This is a genomic window from Flavobacterium enshiense, from assembly GCF_040750275.1.
In the GTDB taxonomy this organism is placed as follows: Bacteria; Bacteroidota; Bacteroidia; order Flavobacteriales; family Flavobacteriaceae; genus Flavobacterium; species Flavobacterium enshiense_B.
In genome coordinates this window covers 515,343-537,538 of the sequence record NZ_JBDOCV010000001.1, presented here as the reverse complement: position 1 = coordinate 537,538, position 22,196 = coordinate 515,343, and the positions used below count along the sequence as shown (strand labels likewise).

Sequence of the window (22,196 nt, the reverse complement as noted above, 5' to 3'; positions counted from 1 at the left end):
TTTAGTTATTAAAATAAAAACCGTTCGGACCCACTCCAACCGTTACCTCTTTCTGTAAAGATCCGGTTAAAGAGTAAACATACGCTTTACAGTTTGCTGTAAAATCACCACCATCAGCAACAAAAATACGTCCGTTGTTTACGGCAAAACCGTACATTACACCATATTCTGATGTGGAAGAATACGTTAAAATCGGAGTAGTTGAAGCCGATGTAGCCGTTAAATTCATGGCATAAACTGAAGTTCCCGCAGTGTAATAAATCTTATTTTCATAGATATCCAGATTTTTAGCACCGTCTAATTCCGATGGAAAAACAACACTGCTCGTGCTTGCATCTGATAATTTCACTTTTACGATTTCGCTTGCCGCTCCGTAAGGACTTCTCATCACGTATAAAAATCCGTTGTTCACTTCCATAGCATCGGCATCAGAACCAACATTGATAGGTGTTTCAAGAGTATTTGTTGCAGGATTTACAACCAGAATATCAGTATTATTATATGGTTCGGACACATATAATTTTCCGTTTTCCAATACAATTCTGTTTCCGGTAGCATTCAATGGAATTGTTGATTCAACTGAATTCGTTGTTAAATTGATTACTGCAATATAATCGTCTGTATTACCACTGGTCGGATTTTCATACGAATACGTATTTGCATTTACCACATAGGCTTTCCCGTCTTTTACAACACCGTATCTTGGTCTTGAAAGGCCCGTTTCGATTTTCGCAACCAATTTAAACGTCTTTCTGTTTACAACGTTGATTTTATTAGATCCGCCCGCAATAATATAAGCGTAGTCACCATTGAAAAACATAGACTGTACATATTTCCCAAACAAATCCCCCGGATTAACAGTACCATGAACATCCTGAGTAAAACTTGTCAAATCATCACTTAAAAAAGACACTGAACCTTGCCCTGACGAACCTTCATTTAGGATAAAAATACCCTTCTCATATGCTCCTGCCTCAACTGCTGTATCATTATCGTCATTATTACATGACACTAGTAAAATACTCCCAAGAGCAACTAAAAAAAACTTACTGAACTTCATTGTTATTAAAATTTAAGATTTATGTATAGGTTAAAATTTCTACCGGGCAAGGGCCTGTCTTCAAGGCTCTGGTATTTTTCGTTAAACACATTCAGCACCTGAAAACCCAATTTTGAAGATTTGAAAAATCCGAAATCATAATCGATTCCGATATTGGATACATTATAAGCTTCTATGATTTCGTTCGGATCGTTGTCCGATCGGGTATAAACAAAGCCGTTATATAAAAACTGATAATTTGCCGAGAATTTATTAAAAAAGTAAGCCACCGAAGCCGTTGCTTTATGAAATGGCACAAAGAACAGCTGTTTACTCGTTTCTTCATTTTCAGAAATGGTATAGGCCCATGTTCCGTTTACTTTGAAATGATGTCTCCCAAAATTTGTACTCCATCCCAACAAGGTTTCGGTTCCATAGGCTTTTACCTTATCGGTGTTCTGAGGTGACCATATTCCGCCTTCTCCGGGAACCCAACGCAGCATATCCCTGATTTTCATATAATAAGTCGTTTGAGACAAGACGATATTTCCAAATGAAAAAACATTGCCAATTTCTGCCTGATAGGCACTTTCCGGTTTCAGGTTCGGATTACCGCCTTCTTCCCAATACAAATCATTGAACGTTGGTATACGGAAGTTTCTTGAAAAATTTGCTTTCAGCGTATACAATTTACTAAATGCATAAGACGTTCCTACTGAGAACAATAACGGACTTTGATAGTTATCGGTGATTTCTTTGCGGAGACCAAACTCACTTTGCCATTTTCGGGCTACCTTCAGATTGGCCATCAATGCTGCCGAACCGATTTGTCTTACGTTACTCCCGAAACTGGTTCCATAACCTTTGGTACGATTGTAATCTACAATACCGTTCAGTTTTAGATTTTGCAACAATTGGTACCCGAAATCGAATTTTGTTATAAAGCATTCCGTTTTTCCAAAGCTGAAGTAATCACTGTTGATATCGCCGAAATACTGATAGTTTTCTGCAACGTAGGCCGCTTTAAAATTGGCGTTCAATTTGTTGTGCGTCATTTGATATTCCATCAGATTCCTACTGAAACCGTTAACGTATTTCGTTTTGGTATCCGACTCCGAAACCAAGGACATATGCCTGTCGGTATTGGAGGCTTGGCTGTAAAACTTAATACTGCTGTTCGCATTGATTTTATACCCCAAACTGACATTCAAACTCGTATTGTCATACTGCCCGTTTAGATTTTTCCGCTGCTCGCCTCTCCAGGTGTACAACCCTATATAAGGATAATCATTTTCCGAACCATTATAGGAGATTCCGATTTGCGAACTCCATTTCTCATTCGAAAACACCATTCGGTAGTTCGTCCCTAAAGTTGAAAAGCTGCCGTAAGCCATTCTGAAATCGTTACTGAACTGTTTTTTGAAAGTCAAATCATTATTCAAATGAACGGTTCCTCCTATCGCGCCGCTTCCGTAAATTACACTTCCGCCTCCAGCTTTTACACTGATAGAATTAAAATCGTTGGTGGTAACGGTATTAAAATCGGTACTGCCGTTGAGTTGCGAATTGATGTTGATTCCGTTCCAGACTACTGCCGTTTGCGAAGCCGTCGTTCCTCTGAAAGAAACTGTAGACAGCATACCGCGACCGTATTCTTTAAAGTAAATAACGCTGTTATAATTCAGCAGATTCGAAAGTGAAGATTGATTTTTATGGATTACCGAATCCGCAAGTACCAGAATGGATTGCGATTGGTTGTTTTTTAAATAAACGTCTGAAATAACGAGTTCATCAAGTTGACGAATAGTATCCTTCTGCGCCGAAACCCATTGGCACAAAAACAAAAAACAGAATAAAAGTAGCTTTTTCGCAGTCATAATTTCTGAACCTTTTTTCCCGAAAGTTCGATATTCGTTAAGAAAAAGGCAGGTCTCCTGGCTTGCGTCCTGTTATTCACCTTCCCGTTTTACAACAGTGGTATGAAGAATAACAACAGGCTTAATAGCTTACAGTTGCGGGTACAGCTTAGGTTTTAAACCTAATTCCCTTTTAATGCGATTGATATAAATCAAAACGCAACCTTATTCGAGCGCAAATATAACAGTACAATTGTGAATTATGCAAATTTCTATCACTTTTTAATTTAAAAATTGAAGAAATCTAAAATTTTAAAGAATTTCAGAAGGCTTTCCTACAATTCCATTCGGATCACCTGCCCGAAATCGACTTTATTGGAAAACGCCTCTTTTAAGGGTAAATCCATCTGTTTACACAAAAAACTACGGATAACGCCGGCATGCGTAACAATTACCACAGAACGCTTCACCGACACTGTCAATTCATTCTGAATAAAGGAAAGAACTCTTTCATGCAATTCAACAAACGATTCTCCGTTGGGCACTTTTACGTTCACAAAATCTTTCATCCACGGATCGATTGCTTCGGAAGGAATAGCATCCCAGTTTTTCAGTTCCCAATCGCCGAAATTCATTTCCATCAGACGGGCATCAATCTGATACTTGGCATCCGATAAATAATCCGCTAAAAGTGTACAGCGTTGCAACGGACTTGAAAAAAATACCGCATCGTTCGGAAGTTGTTTTTTAATCGCTTCAAATTCCAATACATATGGAACTTTCAAACCTACATCGGCTTGACCGTAACAAATCCCTTTCTCGCAAACGGTTTCGGTATGCCGTACTAAATAAATTTCCATAATACCACAATCGATAAATAAAACACTACTTCACATACTTGCTGCGTTGCACCCAGACAATCGCCAGTATAACCGCCTATCCATTTCTGGAAGTACCGCGCCATAAAATAACGGATTACGAAAACGGGAAACAGTACCAAAATAAATTGCCATTGAAAATATGTCATTAGCAACAACGGAATCAGACCAAAAACAAGCGCCCCTACCACTTCACGCCATGTAAATTGCTGTGCAATCGGTTTGCTTTTGCTTGTGGCATCCTCCCGGGAATACTGATGGGTAAAAACGATGGAAATTGCCGCCAGCCTACTTACGGAATGCGCCGAAACAAAAAGAAGTAAACCATACAATCCTACTTCCGCAACGGTCATTTTTGGCAGGATAATGGCTTCCTGAATCGCTAAAAATTTCAGTCCGAATAACAAAACCACACCGATGGCACCATACGCTCCGATGGCACTGTCTTTCATGATCATCAAAATTTTCTCTTTGGTCCATCCGCCTCCAAAACCGTCACAAACATCGGCAAAACCATCTTCGTGAAATGCTCCGGTAACCAGAATTCCGGCGATAATTCCAAGCAAAACACCGATATTAACGGAAAATAAATAAGCAGCTCCAAAAAAAACAAGAAACGTCACCGCACCTACAATCCAGCCGATAATTGGGAAATAACGGGTTGCTTTATTAAGATATTCCGGATCGTGGGTGATGTTTTTCGGACACGGAATACGCGTGTAAAACATTAGGGCGGTAAAAAATATATCTAGTTCTTTCTTCATTTAGATTGGAACGCGGACAAAACGGATGCAAGCAACGCGGATTTCCTCGGATTTTTTTATTATTATTAAAGATTTTTGACTACTAATCACTGAACACTGACACTTACTACTCCTTACTACTCACTCCGGCGCTTTCAAAACTGGCCATTTCATTCAGAAAAGCCACTGCCGACAGTAAAATCGGGAAAACCACCGCACATCCCGTCCCTTCCCCCAATCGCAAATCGAGTTGTAAAATGGCTTTGGCGTTAAGATAATTAAGGAGTTTTATATGCGCCTGTTCTGCTGAAAGATGACTGAAAACCGCATTTTTAAGGATTCCGGGTTGTTTTTCAAAGGCGATTAAAAACGCTACGCTGCAAATAAAACCGTCCACCACTATCAGCATGTTGTTTTTGTATGCTTCCAGCATTCCGCCGGCCATTTGTAAAATTTCGAAACCTCCGAAATACGCTAATTTATTATCCAAATCATCGGCATCCTGATAAGAAACAATGGCTTTTTTCAGAATGTCGATTTTAAATTTCAGTTTTTCTTCATCTACCCCTGTTCCTTTTCCGACACATTCTTCAATAGGAATTCCGGTAATGACGCTCATTAAAACCGAAGCGGTGGACGTATTTCCGATGCCCATTTCACCAAAACCGATGCAATTGCTTCCGGAAGTGGCTATTTGAGTCACAATTTTGCTTCCTTTATCGAAACAAAGTTCCAACTGGCTTACCGTCATGGCCGGCCCATGTAAAAACGATTGCGTTCCTTTATCGATTTTTGCGTTGATCAGGTTGGCATTCGTTGGAAAATCATAATTCACACCGGCATCTACAACAGCCAAACGGATGTTATTTTGCTTGCAGAATACGTTGATCGCTGCTCCTCCTTCTAAAAAATTTGCCACCATTTGCCGGGTAACATCCTGAGGATATGCACTTACGCCGTGATTAGCAATACCGTGATCAGCAGCAAAAACTACAATATTCGGCTGTTTGATTTCAGGGGAAACGGATTGAAACACTAATCCGATTTGCTTTGCCAAAACTTCAAGAATTCCTAAAGCACCGGTCGGTTTCGTTTTGCTATCGATTTTATCCTGAAGCTGTTGTTCTAAAGTGGAAAATCCTTTATTTTCTTCATTTAAAACAAGATGATTTTCGTCTTCCGGATTTTGAGCAACCTTAATTTCGGTTACAAACGGTTTGTCCGATTTTTGCTTCCAATGCAATTGCTGCAACATCGGCTGATTGCCGTAATCGGTAGCGGGCTTTCCAATGCAGAAATATCCTAAAGGTTCCAAATGCTCAGGAAAACCCAGTAGTTTTTTAAATTTATAATAGTTGAGAATGGATACCCAGCCCATCGAATACCCCTGTTCGGTAAGGGATAACCAGATATTCTGTGCCGCACAAACCGCACTGAATTTAATCGCTTCATTGCTCCCGACAGTCCCAATGGTAAAATGATTCAAAACCGAGCGGTCATAACAGATTACCAAACCTACCGGCGCTTCTTCAATGGCTTCCAGTTTCAGGTTTTTGTATTGCTCTTTTTGATCTTGATTGTCGGTTTGATCGGCGGCTTTTTTATCGTATTCGACAAACAACTCTTTGACAGCTGTTTTGATTTCTTTCGAATGAATCACGAAATATTTTGTCGCATCGGTTAAACCAACGGATGGTGCATAATGTCCTGCCTGCAACGCCTTTTCTATCACTTCATCCGGCACCGGATCCGTGGTGAAATGACGGGTATCTCTGCGCGATCGCAATATGTCGTATAACGTAGCCATCTATACTTTTGAGGTTGTCGCTTTAATTTTTACCGGAATTCCGGAAACCATCAGCACTACCTCATCAGCATTCTTAGCCAGGTACTGATTCATCCAGCCTTGTAATTCAGTGAATTTACGCCCGATATGGGTATCCGCATGCACGCCCATTCCTATTTCATTGGTGATAATGATAATGGTCGCGTTTTCCTGTTGGGCGATTTTATCAAATTCTGCTTTAGCTTGTTGCAAACTTGCCTGCACGTCGTTTTTAGTGTCTACAAAAAAGTTAGTCAGCCAAAGCGTTACACAATCCACTACAGCTACTTTACCGGAGAAATCTATTTCGCTCAAGTGTTTTTCCTGTTCCACATTAACCCATCGCTCGTCACGATCCTGCTGATGCCTGTCGATTCGTTTTTGAAAATCGTCATCCCATTTACGTGCCGTCGCTACATACATTGGATTCGCGGATAATTCTTTTGCTAAATTTTCAGCATAACTGCTTTTTCCGGAGCGCTCCCCGCCTGTTATCAGATAAATCATTTTTTATTGCTTTATGCTTTAAGCCGTGAGCTATAAGCTTTCTTCACTTTCTATTCTCTGTATTCTATTTTCTATATTCCTTCCTCTTGCCTCTTATCAAATCAATATGGGCAATGCAGACAATCTTCCTGACAACAATATCCCCTTTTCAAATGATACCAGGCTTTAAAAACCTGTTTCCCGTTTTCAATATCATAATCAATTCCTTCAATTAATACCGAAGAAGGCGGAAGATTTTTGGCTTTATTGTCCGAAGCATTTTCCGGGGTAACCGTGGCAACATAATCCTCAATTTTTGCCCTACTTGCTTTTTTGAAACAATCCGGACAAAGACAATCCACTACATCCGTCGGAGCGAAAATTGGCGGAAAATCATTGCACCAACATTTCATTCCTTCGGGCGTATCTCCACACGGAAAAGAAACCGAACACGAAGAACACTGTTTTGTTTTAATGACATTCATGGTGTAAAGATAAGGCTTGTTGATTTTTCAAAAACAGCTAATGAAGGATTTTTTTGTAAAATCCCCTACCTTTGCCCGAAAGAACAACACATTCTCATGAGAAATTTTATCGTCTGCTTTTCACTTATTTTTTGCATTTTATCTTTAGTTGGATGTAAAAAAAATGAAGCGGTAAAAACGGAAAACACTGTACAAATCAACAATGCCGTCAAATATGCCAGTGGGTTATCCATTTACAAATACGAAGGGTATTCCGTAGTTAAAGTAACAAATCCATGGCCGGATGCCAATCACGATTTCACTTATGTTTTAAAAGAAAAAAATGCTGTTGTTCCGGATAGTTTACAAAAGCATACCGCGATTCAGATTCCATTACAATCGGTTGTTGTGACTTCAACCACAAACATTCCGTTTTTGGAAATGCTGGGTGTTGAAAACAAATTGGTTGGTTTTCCGCATACGGATTATATTTCCTCTGAAAAAACAAGACAATTAATTGATAAAGGAGCCATAAAAAATGTTGGGCAAAATGAAAAACTCAACATGGAGCAACTTATCGATTTAGCACCGGAACTTATCATAACTTTTGGTGTTGACAATAACAATCCAATGATACAAAACCTCGAAAAAAGTGGTTTAAAAGTCTTGATTCAAGGCGATTGGATGGAACAATCCCCACTTGGAAAAGCAGAATGGATAAAGTTATACGGTGCCTTGTTCGGAAAAGAAAAAGAAGCGGAACAACTATTTGACAATATCGTTAAAGACTATAACAATTCATTAGCATTGGTAAAAAACATTCAGCCGAAAGCAACTGTTTTGTACGGAACAATGTATCAGGATCAATGGTTTGTCGCCAAAGGAAACAGTTGGGTGGCTCAATTTCTGAAAGACGCAAAAGCAAACTATTTATGGGCCAATGTTGGAGGATCCGGAAGCCTTGGCTTACCTTTTGAAAAGATTTTGGAAAAGGCAAAAAATGCCAATGTCTGGATCGCGGCCGGCACTTTCCAAACCTTAAAGGATCTTGAAGGAACCAATCCGCATTACAGTCAATTTGAAGCTTTCACTAAAAAAAGCGTGTATACTTTTGAAGGCAAATTAGGCGCTACCGGCGGAACCATGTATTACGAATTGGCGCCCAGCCGACCGGATTTGGTTTTGAAGGATTACATTAAAATTTTCCATCCGGAATTATTACCGGACTATACTTTTACTTTTGCTCAAAAATTAAACTAAGTTGGCCAACAGAAAACGAAATATCGTACTATTCTCCCTGCTGTTTGTATGCTTATTGCTTTTGCTTTTAATCAACATTAGTTTTGGATCGGTTCATATCCCTTTCAGAGATGTTTTTGAGAGTTTAACCGGTGAGGAGGCTTCAAAATCCACTTGGGAATATATTATCATGAACTATAGGCTTCCCAAAGCAATCACAGCCATTTTGGTAGGTATGGGACTTTCTGTCAGTGGTTTATTGATGCAGACTTTATTTCGAAACCCACTTGCAGGACCCGATGTTTTAGGATTAAGTTCCGGAGCGAGTTTAAGTGTGGCCATTGTAATCTTGGGCGCAGGTTTATTGCCTTCCTTTTTAAACACACTGGTTTTATCTTCCTACGGTTTGGTTTTAGCCTCAACCTTTGGAAGTTTTGTAGTATTAATTGCGGTGTTGCTGGTTTCTCAGAAACTTCGAGACACTATGGCTATTTTGATTATCGGACTGATGTTTAGCAGTTTCACCAATTCGTTTGTGAACATCTTAACGTACTTCAGTTCAGCGGAACAGCTTCAAAAATTCACCTTCTGGTCGCTTGGAAATTTGGGCAATTTATCCTGGACTGCCATAATTCAGTTGTCGGTTTGTGTAATGACCGGATTATTTTTATCGTTCCTCTGCATAAAATCATTAAACGCACTGCTTTTAGGAGAAAACTACGCCCGAAGTTTAGGCATTAATTTCAAGAAAACCCGACTGATTATCCTGATCGCTACAAGTATTTTAACAGGGAGCATCACGGCCTACGCCGGCCCTATCGCATTTATCGGTTTAGCAATCCCACATATCGCCAAATTACTGTTCCAAACCAGCAATCATAACATTTTGTATTGGAGTACGCTTTTGGTCGGTGCGGCCGTAATGTTAATTTGCGACGTGGTTTCCCAAATGCCGGGAATGGAAGTAACATTACCAATAAATGCCATTACCTCATTAATTGGAGCCCCGGTTGTCGTATGGCTTTTAGTCCGAAAACGTAAAATGATGAACTAACCCAAAGTACGGATGAACATGGCTGCAAAAATTTTACATACAGAGCATCTTTCCATCGGATATACCGCTAAAAAAGGAAAGACCGTTATTGCTTCCGGACTTAATCTGAATTTACAGGAAGGAAAACTGGTGACCTTGATTGGTGCTAACGGTATTGGAAAATCGACGTTGTTGCGTACCGTTACCGGGATTCAAAAGCCGTTGGAAGGAAATGTTTATCTGAACGGCAAAAAAGTAACAGACTATCATCTTCCGGAATTAGCGCAGAATTTAAGCATCGTTTTAACCGAAAAACTCCCTCCAAGTAACCTGACCGTTTTTGAATTGGTCGCTTTGGGAAGACAACCATACACCAACTGGATGGGTTCGTTAGCTGAAAATGACATTGTCAAAATACAGGAAGCGATGTCGTTAACACAGATTACCCATTTGGCTGAAAAAAAACATTACGAAATCAGTGACGGGCAATTGCAGAAAGTTTTAGTAGCCAGAGCATTAGCACAAGACACACCTTTAATTATTTTAGACGAACCTACCACGCATTTGGATTTGGTTCATAAAGTGACGCTTTTCAAACTCCTGAAAAGATTAAGTCATGAAACCAAAAAATGCATACTATTTTCCACTCACGATGTTGATTTAGCCATCCAATTGAGTGATGAAATGATTGTCATGACTTCTGAAAAAGTAATCCAAAACCAACCCTGCAACCTAATTTCAGACGGAACACTTAACGAGCTTTTTAAAGACGATTCCATCCATTTTGATCCTGAAAAAGGAAAATTCATCATTCATTAAACAAGAATTTGTCGCAACATTTCGTAACTTTAAACTTTCAAAAATTAAGGTTATGAAATCGAAATATATCTTTGCTCTATTAGTTAGCTTCCTATCCATTATGACAGTACAATCTCAATTAAAAGCGATTGCTTACGCTGATGGCAATCAAAAGTTAGAAGGCTTTTCCGGAAAACCAATGAAAGCTAATGCAAAAAAAGCAGGTGTTTTAATTCTACCCGCCTGGATGGGTGTTGATGCGCATGCTAAAGAAAGTGCCCTTGAGCTTTCCAAATTGGGTTATTTTACTTTCGTTGCCGACATTTACGGAATTGACAAAAGACCCGCTAATTCACAGGAAGCCGGAAAAATAGCCGGACATTTCAAAACCAATTACAAAGAATACCAGCATCGCATTCAACTGGCTTTGGAACAATTGATTAAATCGGGGGCAAATCCGAAGGAAATAGCGGTAATCGGTTATTGTTTTGGCGGAAGCGGCACGTTGGAAACAGCAAGAGCGAATATGCCTGTAAAAGGTGTCGTTTCTTTTCACGGTGGATTAGGGAAAGATGCATCACGAAGTGTCGAAACTATCCATCCAAAAGTTTTAGTACTGCACGGTGCCGATGATTTCTTTGTTCCGGATACTGAAATCAAAGCGTTTCAGGACGAGATGCGAGCAGCTAAAGCGGATTGGCAAATGGTATATTACGCCGATGCCGTGCATGCTTTCACCCATAAAGATGCCGGATCGGACAAATCCAAAGGTGTTGCCTACAATGAAAAAGCAGATAAACGTTCCTGGAAAGCAATGTTGGATTTCTTCGATGAAATTTTCAACTAAATCATTCTTCCAATTCGGGTATTTTGTTAGTATTTGAAAAGTGTCCCATAGGCTTGTCCGGTAAAACACGATTCAAAAATTTTTCAAACACCGGAAGAAACCACACAAAAACAATCACACCAATAAAATTGAACAAAAAGTGAGCATTGGCTAATATTTGCTCGAGAGGGATTTCACCACTAATCCATTCCACGAAATGAACGAATGGCAAGAATAGTAAGAGACAAATTACAATGCTTGTAAAATTAAAAATCAAGTGAAAAAGACCAGTTTTTATGCCTTGACGATTACCTCTTATGGTTGCCAAAAGTGTATCACTACAGGTTCCTAATTCCGCACCAAGCATAATAGCTATTCCTCCCATAAGGCTGATGGCGCCTTTCTTCACCAAAAGAATTGCCATACCAACGGTAGCCGAAGAAGATTGAATGATCAGCGTTACAACAGCTCCGGTTATCGAGCCTGTAATTGGGTTGTTCATTTTCAACATCCACTCATGAAAGACCGGATCCTGCTTTAAGGGCGAAATCGCGTTTTCCATGATAAACAAACCGAAAAACAACATTCCGAAATAGATGAACAGTTGTCCGTATCGCTTGAAATGATCTTTTTGGGTGATGAGTAAAATCGCCATACCAATTATCAATAAAAGAGGTGAATAACGGGCGATATCTAACGCAATAATCTGGCTGCTGATGGTGGTTCCGATATTAGCTCCCATCACTATTCCCATGGCTTGCCTAAAAGTAAGCAGCCCGGAATTGACCAAAACAATAGTAATGATAATAACAACCGATGAAGAATCCAGTAAAATGGTTATAATTGTTCCGGTGAGAATGGCCGTAAACGTATTTTTGGTAAAACGAAGCAGCCATTTTTTTGGTTTTTTAGACGTAACGCTCCGGATAACATCAGACAAGCTGGTTACGGCGTAAAGAAAGAGGACCAATCCTCCTAGCAGTGTTAAAACGATCTCACTCATGGTTTCGATCTTTTGCATTGAGTCACCTCTAAGTTAAAAATTTTTAACCACTACAATGTTTCTAAATTGTTAACTTTCAGTGTATTAAAAAACAAGCCTCGAATAATCGAGGCCGTCATATCAATTAAAAAATATTGAACTTATTTTTGTTCGTAATCGTAATTTACCATCCAATTAATTCCGAATTTGTCGGTAAACATTCCGAACAAAGCCCCCCAGAAAGTTTTATTTAAAGGCATGGTTACTTTTCCTCCAGCCGAAAGACCATTAAAAATACGAGTTGCCTCTTCTTCGCTTTCTGCATTAATGGAAACAGAAAAATTATCTCCGAATGTTACCGGATTACCGCAACCTTCCACAGTATCACTAGCCATTAAAACCGTATTCCCAATAGGTAAGGAAATATGCATGATTTTTTCTTTATCTGCATCGGAAATAGAAAATTCACCTGAAGGTGGCATATCTTTGAATTTACCGGCATACGCAAAATCGCCGCCAAAAACTGATCTATAAAAGTTGAATGCTTCTTCACACGTACCGTTGAAGGTTAGATAAGGTTGTACACTTGTCATAATTTGATTTAATTGGTTTCTTCTCAAATTTAAGGAAAGTTTCCAATTGCACAAGTTTAAACAAAACAACTTTTAAAAACATAAATAAATTATAATTATTTGATTATCAACACATTAAAAAACCATTTTACACTACCTTTGTATTAGAAAAAAACTAATTTCCGAAAACATTATTTCTAACTATTAAATTAAGAAGTATGGAAAAGATGTATCTCTTGAGAAAAATTCTCTTAATTAGTTTAGTACTCGTACTTTTTTCCTGCGAGAAAGAAGATTTTTTGAGTAATGATATCGACCAAACCGCAAGACAAAATGAAATAACAGCAAAAAATGTCGCCGGGAAAACATTTCAGGGTGAAAATGTTCCTGTTGGAAGCGGTTTTGTATTTTCTTGGGTTACATTCAACAATTATGGAACCTTAATGGAAGTAGGTATCGATATTACACCGGAAGTGTACGAAAGTCTCCCAAGATCTGGAGATTTTGAAAAACCTCTTATTATTCCTTTTTCAGAAGACGTTAAAAAATTTATTCCTTTCAATCATGTGGGATTAAACTGGAGCAATGGCAATCCGGAAAATCCACTATTGACCAAGCCTCACTTTGATGTTCACTTTTTCATGATTACTGTTGAACAAAGAATGGAAATTCCTGAATTTTCTGATGAGTCCGAAGCGCTGTTTACCAATTATCCATCTGCCGAACATTTCCCTTCAGGATACAAACCTTTTGCGAAAAATTCCCGTGCCGAAGCTATGATTGGCAACCACTGGTACCCAACCAAAGCTTTAAAAACATCAGATTACGCTTTGTTTTTGGGAAGTTATGATGGCAAGTTTACTTTCCTCGATCCAATGGTTTCACTGGACTTTCTTAAAAATGAAAGTTTGTTAATTTCAGAGGAAATACCACAACCGGCTATTTATCCCTCTGACAAAGACTTCCCAAAATATTTTAACATTTACACCAACAAAAAGAAAAACAATTCTATTACGCTGAGTACTTTTATTCAACGATAATAAAAAGGGTTGTCTTAAAAACAGACGACCCTTTTTATTTATAGAAAAATGGGTAACCTTTCGTTTATTTTCTTCAGCAAAAACCAGCCGAAGACTGCCAATACGCAAATCAGAAAGTATTTCAATACAATATAATTAAAGGAGCGTTGTGGTAAGAACTCATAAACCAACCTAATCATGTAGGGATGACAGAGGTAGATTCCCAACGATAACGTTCCGGGAATTGGCTTTTTAACAACAAGATTCGTAGTAACTGCCCAATGCAGCAAAAACATACTGATGGGTAAAAGGAAAACAAAAAAATCCAAAGCACCGAGTTTGAGCGAATAATACAGAAACGATTCAAACAACAATCCTAAGCAACACAAGAATAAAAACCATTGAAAATGCTTCGATGAAAACTTCCAGTAATCGTATAACGAACCCAATACTAAAAACGGGAAAGCGAAGAAAACGCCATTACGGGTGGTGCCTATACCGTTATACACTTTTGTAAAAACAGGCAACTGCTCAAACACATTCAGTTTGTATGCAAGCTGAAACATATAACCAATCACAAATACTAAAAAGATAACGGTCAGTTTCGTTTCGATTTTCCAGTTTCGGCTAAGATATAGTAAAACAACACCCAAAACATTTGCTATCAAATACCACAAATGCCAATAACCATAAATCAGTTTGTAAAGGAGTTCTGTAGTCGAAAACCATTTGAGGTGATAATGATAAAGTAAATCCGGAAGGTAAATGAGCTGCCAAACGATATAAAGCAGAAAAATGCGTTTACAGTATTTTATCAGGTACGTTTTATCGTTTAGTTTGTTTCGCAATAAATAACCCGAAACGATGAAAAATGTCGGAACTGCAATTCGGGTAATCCCACTGGAAATTGCATAGGAAAACAAACCGCTTATACCTAGCATTTTGGAAACCGGAAAAATATGCAACGCTACAATCAGAAACGCCAATCCTAATTTTAATACATCCAACGATGCGCTTCGGTTTGCCATGGTTTGTTTTTTACTAAAGTAAGAAATTTTCAACTTTGGCCACCTCGCCTGCTTTCAAATTCTGGAGTGTAATATTGCCGACTCTTACGCGCACCAAACGCAAAGTCGGATAACCAACTGCTGCGGTCATTTTTCGTACCTGACGAAACTTTCCTTCCGTTAGTGTAACGGATAACCAACTGGTGGGACCGTGACGCTCATCACGAATACGTTTTCCGGTTCCAATGCAATCGGGCAAATTATTTATTATACTTGCTTCACAGGGTTTGGTAGTATAACGGATACCTTTAAAACCGATTTCCACACCTTTTTTTAATACTTCGATGGCAGCATCCGTAACAATACCGTCTACCTGGGCATAATATTCTTTTTCGACGGTTTTACTTCGAACATTTTCGCTTTCCATACCATCTGTTGTCAATAATAATAAGCCTTCCGAATCTTCATCCAAACGACCAATTGCCATAGTACCCTCCGGAAAATTATAAAGCTCCCCTAACAGTTTTTTAAAACGTTTTTTCTCGTAAACAAACTGACTGAGATACCCATGCGGTTTGTGAAGTAGGAAATGATGATGCATTATTCGATTTTTAGCAAAAATACGGTTTCTGCAAGACAGTTTCCACAAGCCATCCTAAAATAGTAATCGATTGCATTTCATCTTAAAAAATAGTTATTTCCTGACATATTTAAAAACCTTATCAAAAAGAATTGTAAATTTATATTTCATTTTTAAACTGAAAATCAGAAAATTATGGCAACATCCGAAAAAGCAACCATCACGGTAGCCGCAACTGTAAACGTTCCTATTGAAAAAGTTTGGCAGTTCTGGACAAATCCGCAACACATCACCCAATGGAACAATGCCTCAAACGACTGGCATACTCCAAAAGCCACCAACGATTTAAGAAAAGACGGAGCATTTAACTACCGCATGGAAGCTAAAGACGGAAGTTTCGGTTTCGATTTTGAAGGAAATTATACCGATGTAAAAACCAACGAACTCATTGAGTACATCATTACAGACGGCCGTAAAGTTCAGATTGTATTCGAAACACTTGACAACGAAACCCACATTACTCAAACCTTTGAAGCCGAAGAAGTGCATCCGGCTGAATTACAACAGGACGGCTGGCAAGCCATTCTCAATAATTTTAAACGCTATTCGGAAACCCATTAATCAAAGCTTATGAAATCACAAATTTTTATCAACCTGCCTGTTAAAAACCTTGAAAAAGCAATGGCTTTTTATACCGCTATCGGGTTTGTCAACAATCCTAATTTTACCGATGAAACCGCTGCTTGTATGGTCTTTAGCGAAGAAATATTTGTGATGTTGCTCACGCACGACCGCTTTAAAAGTTTCATTACAAAAGAGATGGGTGACACAACCAAAACTACATCGGTTATCAATTCCTTATCTATGGAAAGTGTGGCAAAAATGAACGAAACCGCAAATAACGCACTAAAAGCCGGTGGAATCGAGCCAACCCAGCCTAAAGATTACGGCTTCATGCAACAACGCAGTTTTGAGGATTTAGACGGAAATTTCTGGGAAGTTTTCTATATGGACATGAGTCAGATGCCACAGCAATAAAACAATGCTTATGAAAAATCCGATTTATCCCTGTTTGTGGTTTGACGGAAAAGCCAAAGAAGCTGCCGATTTTTACTGTACCGTCTTCACCAATTCTAAAATATTGGAAACCAATCCTATTGTAACAACTTTTGAAGCTTCGGGGCAAAAATTCATGTGTTTGAACGGCGGCCCGATGTATTCCATTAATCTGTCTATTTCTTTTTTTGTGGTTTGCGAAACTGAGGCTGAAGTAAATGCTTCATGGGCTAAATTAATAGAAGACGGTTCGGTTTTGATGCCGCTTGACGCTTATCCATGGAGCCAAAAATATGGCTGGGTACAAGACAAATTCGGTGTAAACTGGCAATTATCTTTTGGGAAATTTGAAGATGTCGGCCAAAAATTCACGCCAACTTTAATGTTTACACAAAAGGATAACGGAAAGGCCGAAGAAGCCCTACATTTTTATACTTCTTTGTTTAAAAATTCCAGTATAAAAGGAATTCTACACTTTGATGAAAATGATCATGGTGTCCCCGGGACTGTCAAACATGCTCAATTTAGCTTAAACAACACTATTTTTATGGCTATGGATGGAGGCTTAGGACATGATTTCTCCTTTAGTGAAGGGGTCTCTCTGGTGATTGAATGTGAAAATCAGGAGGAAATTGATTATTTCTGGAACAATTTCACCAAAGAAGGCCAGGAAAGCATGTGTGGCTGGCTCAAAGACAAATATGGCGTTTCCTGGCAGGTAGTTCCGGAAATTTTAGGAAAACTCATGGCACATCCAGAGAAAGGACAACGCGTAATTCAGGCCTTCCTGAAAATGAAAAAATTTGATATTGCAACGCTTGTTAATGCTTAAATTCTTAAATTATGGAAACACAACTTGAACAAATTCGTAATCAGCAGAAAGATTCCTGGGACAAATTTTCTCCGGGATGGAAAAAATGGGACGATTTAATGATGGACTTCCTAAAACCCATGGGCGATGAAATCATCAAAAAGATAGCCCCTTCCGGAAGTGATTTAGTACTTGACATAGCTGCCGGAACCGGAGAACCCGGGCTTACTATCGCTTCCATGATTCCCGACGGAAAAGTGATCATAACCGACCTTTCCGACAAAATGTTGGAAATTGCATTAGAAAACGCAGCATCCCGAGGTATTCAGAATTTAGAAATAAAAGCGTGTGATGTTACCGAATTACCCTTTCCGGATAATTCCTTCGATAAAATAAGCTGTCGGTTCGGTTTTATGTTTTTTCCGGACATGCAAATCGCTGCCAACGAAATGGTGCGTGTACTGAAACCCGGAGGGAAGATTGCAACGTCCGTTTGGATGGGGCCGGAACATAACTTTTGGGTTACCGCGAGCATGAGCACCATTAATAGTAATATGCAGCTCCCTCCGCCTCCGGCTGGTTCACCGGGAATGTTTCGTTGTGCAGAAAAAGGACTGATTGCTTCAATTTTTAAAAACGCTGGCTTAAAAAACATAATCGAAACAGAAGTTTCAGGAAAATTAAATGTTGGTACTGCTGACACCTATTGGAATATGATGACTGAAGTAGCCGCTCCTTTCGTTGCTGCACTCAGTAAAGCAGATGATGACATGAAAGCAAAAATTAAAAGCGAAATACTGGACCTTGTCAATCAGAAATATCCGGATGGCACTATTGTGATTCCTTCCAGCGCATTTGTAATTTCAGGCGAAAAATAATTCATCTGACCAAATTTTTAAGATTGTTTTCAAACTCATGCTGTAAAAAAATCAATGAGCAATTACGGTTTTATCTTATTTAAAAAATAACATTTTGTTTTTCATATTACAAAAGCATTCAATTTTATTATAAAAAAATAAGTATCAGATATTTATATTATTTTTTCATTATATTGCTTATGTGAAATTTGCCCCAAATCAATCGCTTACCTGCCTGCCGACCATTTTATAGTATTTTAGGAACTGTCACTATACAGATTCTGTTCCAGAGATAAAAGACTGTTTGTTAAACTTAATAAACTAAAGGAAGATGAGGAAACAATTACTTTTGCTATCGGTCTTATCAATTTACACCTCAACTACTGCACAATGCTGGAAAGATATTAGTGCCAAAAACGGTCAGTCTGCCGGTATTAAAACTGATGGATCCTTATGGACCTGGGGGTTTAACGGACAAGGACAGCTTGGAGACGGATCAACCACAAACAGAAATACTCCAACACATATTAACACCACCGAAAACTGGAAAACCATAGCTTCCGGTTACAATCATATGGTTGCGATAAAGCTGGACAACACCATATGGGCTTGGGGAGCAAACAGTCAGGGGCAACTTGGTTTGGGAAACAATTCCAATATTAGTATTGCAGCACAAATCGGAAATGACACAAACTGGAAATCCGTTTCACCAGGCAGTAGTCATACCTTAGCAATAAAAACCGATGGTACTTTATGGGCTTGGGGAAGTAATTCTTTTGGCTGCATAGGTGACGGAACCCAAACACAAAGAAACACTCCGGTTCAAATTGGCTCTGACAGCGACTGGAGATTCATTTGTGCGGGGGATAATAACTCCTTCGCTATAAAAGCAAACGGAAGTTTATGGGCCTGGGGTGACAATAGCGGCGGAAAGTTAGGTGACGGGACCACGTTGAATCGTACAACACCTACACAAATCGGAACAGATACCGATTGGCTTTCCATAAATGAAGGATATCTTCATACAACAGCAATTAAGCAAAACGGAACATTGTGGGCTTGGGGAAAAAATTCTTTCGGCCAATTGGGAGACAGTACGACCTCTGACAAACTTTCCCCTACTCAAATCGGCACGGATTCCGACTGGCGGACTGTATCGGCTGGTGGTTACCACTCGGCAGCCATTAAAACAAACGGCAGTCTATGGGCTTGGGGCTACAACACTTTCGGACAATTAGGAATCGGCAACAATAACAATCACACAGCCCCAACTTTAGTGAATAACTCTGAAAATTGGGTAGATGTAACCCTTTCTTTACAACATACACTTGCCATATCTTCTAACCAGCAAATTTTAAGTTGTGGTTATAATACCGATGGAAGACTTGGCATTGGATCTAACCATCATAGAAACGTCTTAACCGCGATAGAATGCCAAACAACTTTGAGTTCTGAAAATTTTTCAAAACAACAATTCACTATTTATCCAAACCCGGCTTACAATCATATTTTTATAAAGAACAGCAGCAATATTGACATAAAAAAAGTTAGTATTTATGATGTTTTCGGAAAGAAAATCCACGAATCTCAAACCGATTTCTCTCAAATTAATGTCAGTAATTTAAGTGTTGGTGTTTATTTTGTTCAAATTCAGGCGGACAATCAGTATTTCGAAAGTAAATTCATCAAACAATAAACTTATTTCACAATCCCTTTCATTACGCCTGCATACTTTGAAAAGATCATGCGGCAGTCATTTTTTTTGTTACTTTTACACTACATAAAAACAATACCATGTCACAAACGCTTTTAGTATTAGCCGCATTCATTATTGCATTATTTATAGGCATTTATATAGGCAAACTCCTTTTTTCTTCACAGTCTAAATCTGAAAAATCTGGACTGGAAGAGCGTATCAACGGGCTGTTGTCTCAAATCGAACAGTTAAAACAGCAGTTTCAAACCGAACGTCTTTCTTTTGAAAAGCAAATCCTGCAACTCAATTCCGAAAAGGAAAATCTTCGTAACGATAAAGAAGCCGTAGCTATTCAGTTATCCAAAAAAGAAGTCGATTTTGAAAACCTTTGGGAACGCCATAAAGAACAAAAGGAGGAAGTAACCCAACTTCAGGAAAAATTCACCAAAGAATTTGAAAACTTAGCCAATAAAATTCTGGAAGAAAAAACAGTTAAGTTTACCGAACAAAACAAGGAAAACCTAAAAAACATCCTGCACCCGCTTCAGGAAAAAATTCATTTATTCGAAAAGAAAGTGGAAGATACGCACAAAGAAAGTATCGACTACCATGCAGCATTGCGTCAACAGATTTTAGGGCTTAAAGAAATGAACGAGCAAATGAGTAAAGAAACGCTCAATCTTACGAAAGCACTAAAAGGTGACAGCAAAATGCAGGGAAATTGGGGCGAACTCATTTTGGAACGCGTACTGGAAAAATCCGGCCTGGAAAAAGGACGCGAGTATGAGGTTCAGCAAAGTTTTACCACCGAAGACGGTTCAAGAGTTCAACCCGATGTAGTTATCAATCTACCGGACGGCAAAAAAATGATTGTCGATTCTAAAGTTTCATTAACCGCGTATGAGCGTTATGTAAACGAAGAAAATGAAGACCATAAAACCGCTTTCCTAAAAGAACATGTTAACTCTATTAAACGACATGTGGAGCAATTGGGCAGTAAAAACTATCAGGATTTATATCAGATTGAAAGCCCGGATTTTGTACTGTTGTTTATTCCTATGGAACCAGCATTTGCTATTGCTTTAAACGAAGACAATTCCTTATACAACAAAGCTTTCGAGAAGAATATTGTTATTGTCACACCATCCACCCTACTTGCCACTTTACGTACCATTGACAGCATGTGGACCAATCAGAAGCAACAGGAAAACGCTTATGAAATTGCCCGTCAGGCCGGTGCTTTGTATGATAAATTCGATGGCTTTGTTTCAGATCTGATAAAAATCGGCAAAAAAATGGACGAAGCCAAAAGCGAATACGGCAATGCCATGAATAAACTCGTGGAAGGCAAAGGCAACCTCATTACCAGTGTTGAAAAACTTAAAAAAATGGGAGCCAAAGCCAAAAAATCATTACCGGAAAGCATTCTAAACCGCGCTTTGGAAAAAGAACACAATACAGAAAATTAGACCTATGAGAAAGTACATTCTTTTTGGAATAGCTTCTTTGACTTTACTATTTGCAGGCTATTTTACTTTTGTCTACTACATCCCTTACAGTGAAGGAGTGCGCGCCGGAGAATTAATAAAAATCAGTAAAAAAGGAGTACTCATGAAAACCTGGGAAGGTGAAATCAGTCAGGGGATTTCAGGCGCTCAGATTTTCAGTTTTTCGGTAATGGACAAAGACCAGCAGGTAATTGACGATTTAGTCCGCTACCAGGGAAAACACGTAAAACTCACATACATAGAACGTTACATTACGTTCCCATGGTGGGGTGATACTCATTATTTTATAACCAAGGTCGAAAAAGAAGCTTCACCGCATTTCAATCAAGATTAATAATTATGGAAGTTTTTAAAAAAGTAAGTGCCTCAAAAGTAACATTTTCAGAATTGATGCTTCCGTCGCATTCTAATTTCAGCGGAAAGATACATGGCGGTTATCTGCTTTCACTTATGGACCAGATTGCTTTTGCCAGTGCGTCTAAATTTTCAGGAAAATACTGTGTAACGGCGTCGGTTGATACTGTTGATTTTCTCAGCCCGATAGAAGTTGGCGAATTGGTTACTTTAAAAGCCTCCATCAATTATGTGGGTACAACCTCAATGGTTGTTGGCATTCGCGTAACATCGGAAAACATACAAACCGGGAAAATCAAACACAGCAATTCTTCTTATTTTACTATGGTTGCCAAAGATGATAATGGCCAATCGGTTGCAGTTCCCCGATTAATACTTTCCAATTTGGAAGAAGTAAGGCGATTTTACGAATCTTTCAGACGGATAAAAAGTAAAAAAGAAACGAAAGCCCTTGAAGACACTTTCGATTATTCTTCAGAGGAAGCCCTTAAAAACCTAAGCAATTTTAACATAAAGTTGGAATTATAACTTTTTCAATGCTTTTTTTTATTTAAAATAAAAATCGTA

At 38.8% G+C, this 22,196-nt stretch carries 24 protein-coding genes and 1 riboswitch; of the genes, 13 read left to right on the top strand and 11 right to left on the bottom strand.

What is annotated here, in order from left to right:
• Position 1: 1 nt before the first annotated feature.
• The 7 genes from ABGT15_RS02490 to ABGT15_RS02460 form a co-directional block, all read right to left on the bottom strand.
• On the bottom strand, positions 2–1,060 hold the full coding sequence (locus ABGT15_RS02490; RefSeq protein ID WP_367229825.1) for a YncE family protein: 1,059 nt from the start codon (positions 1,058–1,060) through the stop codon (positions 2–4).
• 5 nt (positions 1,061–1,065) lie between these two features.
• Positions 1,066–2,916, bottom strand: a complete 1,851-nt coding sequence (locus tag ABGT15_RS02485) for a TonB-dependent receptor plug domain-containing protein (protein ID WP_367229824.1) — start codon at positions 2,914–2,916, stop codon at positions 1,066–1,068.
• Between the two features lie 30 nt (positions 2,917–2,946).
• A riboswitch (cobalamin riboswitch) is annotated at positions 2,947–3,138 on the bottom strand.
• 92 nt (positions 3,139–3,230) lie between these two features.
• A complete protein-coding gene (gene cobC / locus ABGT15_RS02480; RefSeq protein WP_367229823.1) occupies positions 3,231–3,755 on the bottom strand; it encodes an alpha-ribazole phosphatase in 525 nt (174 codons plus the stop codon).
• Positions 3,740–4,537 carry an adenosylcobinamide-GDP ribazoletransferase gene (locus tag ABGT15_RS02475; RefSeq protein ID WP_367229822.1) on the bottom strand — a complete coding sequence of 266 codons (798 nt, stop codon included), beginning with the start codon at positions 4,535–4,537 and terminating at the stop codon, positions 3,740–3,742. The genes cobC and ABGT15_RS02475 overlap by 16 nt, the downstream gene beginning before the upstream one ends.
• 106 nt (positions 4,538–4,643) lie before the next feature.
• On the bottom strand, positions 4,644–6,323 hold the full coding sequence (gene cobT / locus ABGT15_RS02470; RefSeq protein WP_367229821.1) for a nicotinate-nucleotide--dimethylbenzimidazole phosphoribosyltransferase: 1,680 nt from the start codon (positions 6,321–6,323) through the stop codon (positions 4,644–4,646).
• On the bottom strand, positions 6,324–6,848 hold the full coding sequence (gene cobU / locus ABGT15_RS02465; protein ID WP_367229820.1) for a bifunctional adenosylcobinamide kinase/adenosylcobinamide-phosphate guanylyltransferase: 525 nt from the start codon (positions 6,846–6,848) through the stop codon (positions 6,324–6,326).
• 101 nt (positions 6,849–6,949) lie between these two features.
• The gene (locus tag ABGT15_RS02460) at positions 6,950–7,312 is read right to left on the bottom strand and encodes a DUF5522 domain-containing protein (RefSeq protein WP_367229819.1); all 363 of its coding nucleotides are present in this window, start codon (positions 7,310–7,312) and stop codon (positions 6,950–6,952) included.
• Between the two features lie 96 nt (positions 7,313–7,408).
• On the opposite strand from ABGT15_RS02460, the gene ABGT15_RS02455 reads away from it, so the two are divergent.
• Genes ABGT15_RS02455 through ABGT15_RS02440 form a run of 4 tightly spaced genes read left to right on the top strand, consistent with a single transcriptional unit; the run spans position 7,409 to position 11,208 of the window.
• Positions 7,409–8,551 (top strand): ABC transporter substrate-binding protein, encoded by a 1,143-nt coding sequence (locus ABGT15_RS02455; RefSeq protein WP_367229818.1) that lies wholly within the window; start codon positions 7,409–7,411, stop codon positions 8,549–8,551.
• 1 nt (position 8,552) lies between these two features.
• Positions 8,553–9,584: a FecCD family ABC transporter permease gene (locus ABGT15_RS02450; RefSeq protein WP_367229817.1), complete on the top strand. Its 1,032-nt coding sequence runs from the start codon at positions 8,553–8,555 to the stop codon at positions 9,582–9,584.
• A 12-nt stretch (positions 9,585–9,596) separates the two neighbouring features.
• On the top strand, positions 9,597–10,382 hold the full coding sequence (locus ABGT15_RS02445; RefSeq protein ID WP_437125351.1) for an ABC transporter ATP-binding protein: 786 nt from the start codon (positions 9,597–9,599) through the stop codon (positions 10,380–10,382).
• A 52-nt stretch (positions 10,383–10,434) separates the two neighbouring features.
• Positions 10,435–11,208: a dienelactone hydrolase family protein gene (locus ABGT15_RS02440; RefSeq protein WP_367229815.1), complete on the top strand. Its 774-nt coding sequence runs from the start codon at positions 10,435–10,437 to the stop codon at positions 11,206–11,208.
• Position 11,209: 1 nt separating this feature from the next.
• Here the strand turns inward: ABGT15_RS02440 and ABGT15_RS02435 are convergent, their stop codons facing one another.
• Both ABGT15_RS02435 and ABGT15_RS02430 read right to left on the bottom strand, forming a co-directional pair.
• Positions 11,210–12,208, bottom strand: a complete 999-nt coding sequence (locus ABGT15_RS02435) for a Na/Pi cotransporter family protein (protein WP_367229814.1) — start codon at positions 12,206–12,208, stop codon at positions 11,210–11,212.
• 122 nt (positions 12,209–12,330) lie between these two features.
• Entirely contained in the window at positions 12,331–12,762 is a 432-nt protein-coding gene (locus ABGT15_RS02430) for a VOC family protein (RefSeq protein ID WP_367229813.1), read from the bottom strand.
• 197 nt (positions 12,763–12,959) lie between these two features.
• Here ABGT15_RS02430 and ABGT15_RS02425 point away from each other — a divergent pair, with 197 nt between their 5' ends.
• A complete protein-coding gene (locus ABGT15_RS02425) occupies positions 12,960–13,781 on the top strand; it encodes a hypothetical protein (RefSeq protein ID WP_367229812.1) in 822 nt (273 codons plus the stop codon).
• Between the two features lie 38 nt (positions 13,782–13,819).
• Here ABGT15_RS02425 and ABGT15_RS02420 read toward each other — a convergent pair whose 3' ends face one another.
• Together ABGT15_RS02420 and ABGT15_RS02415 are read right to left on the bottom strand one after the other, a co-directional pair.
• Complete coding sequence (locus ABGT15_RS02420; RefSeq protein WP_367229811.1) at positions 13,820–14,788, bottom strand: acyltransferase family protein; 969 nt, start codon at positions 14,786–14,788, stop codon at positions 13,820–13,822.
• A gap of 13 nt (positions 14,789–14,801) precedes the next feature.
• Positions 14,802–15,368, bottom strand: a complete 567-nt coding sequence (locus ABGT15_RS02415; protein ID WP_367229810.1) for a pseudouridine synthase — start codon at positions 15,366–15,368, stop codon at positions 14,802–14,804.
• 174 nt (positions 15,369–15,542) lie between these two features.
• On the opposite strand from ABGT15_RS02415, the gene ABGT15_RS02410 reads away from it, so the two are divergent.
• The 8 genes from ABGT15_RS02410 to ABGT15_RS02375 all read left to right on the top strand — a co-directional run bounded on the left by ABGT15_RS02410 (position 15,543) and on the right by ABGT15_RS02375 (position 22,157).
• Positions 15,543–15,968, top strand: a complete 426-nt coding sequence (locus ABGT15_RS02410; protein WP_367229809.1) for an SRPBCC family protein — start codon at positions 15,543–15,545, stop codon at positions 15,966–15,968.
• Positions 15,969–15,977: 9 nt separating this feature from the next.
• Complete coding sequence (locus tag ABGT15_RS02405) at positions 15,978–16,385, top strand: VOC family protein (RefSeq protein ID WP_367229808.1); 408 nt, start codon at positions 15,978–15,980, stop codon at positions 16,383–16,385.
• Positions 16,386–16,395: 10 nt separating this feature from the next.
• On the top strand, positions 16,396–17,235 hold the full coding sequence (locus tag ABGT15_RS02400) for a VOC family protein (RefSeq protein WP_367229807.1): 840 nt from the start codon (positions 16,396–16,398) through the stop codon (positions 17,233–17,235).
• An 11-nt stretch (positions 17,236–17,246) separates the two neighbouring features.
• Positions 17,247–18,092 carry a class I SAM-dependent methyltransferase gene (locus ABGT15_RS02395; protein WP_367229806.1) on the top strand — a complete coding sequence of 282 codons (846 nt, stop codon included), beginning with the start codon at positions 17,247–17,249 and terminating at the stop codon, positions 18,090–18,092.
• 310 nt (positions 18,093–18,402) lie between these two features.
• Complete coding sequence (locus ABGT15_RS02390; protein ID WP_367229805.1) at positions 18,403–19,767, top strand: T9SS type A sorting domain-containing protein; 1,365 nt, start codon at positions 18,403–18,405, stop codon at positions 19,765–19,767.
• A gap of 98 nt (positions 19,768–19,865) precedes the next feature.
• Entirely contained in the window at positions 19,866–21,236 is a 1,371-nt protein-coding gene (gene rmuC, locus ABGT15_RS02385; protein WP_367229804.1) for a DNA recombination protein RmuC, read from the top strand.
• 4 nt (positions 21,237–21,240) lie between these two features.
• Positions 21,241–21,609, top strand: a complete 369-nt coding sequence (locus tag ABGT15_RS02380) for a 6-phosphogluconate dehydrogenase (protein ID WP_367229803.1) — start codon at positions 21,241–21,243, stop codon at positions 21,607–21,609.
• A gap of 5 nt (positions 21,610–21,614) precedes the next feature.
• Positions 21,615–22,157 (top strand): acyl-CoA thioesterase, encoded by a 543-nt coding sequence (locus tag ABGT15_RS02375; protein WP_437125350.1) that lies wholly within the window; start codon positions 21,615–21,617, stop codon positions 22,155–22,157.
• Positions 22,158–22,196 lie beyond the last annotated feature (39 nt).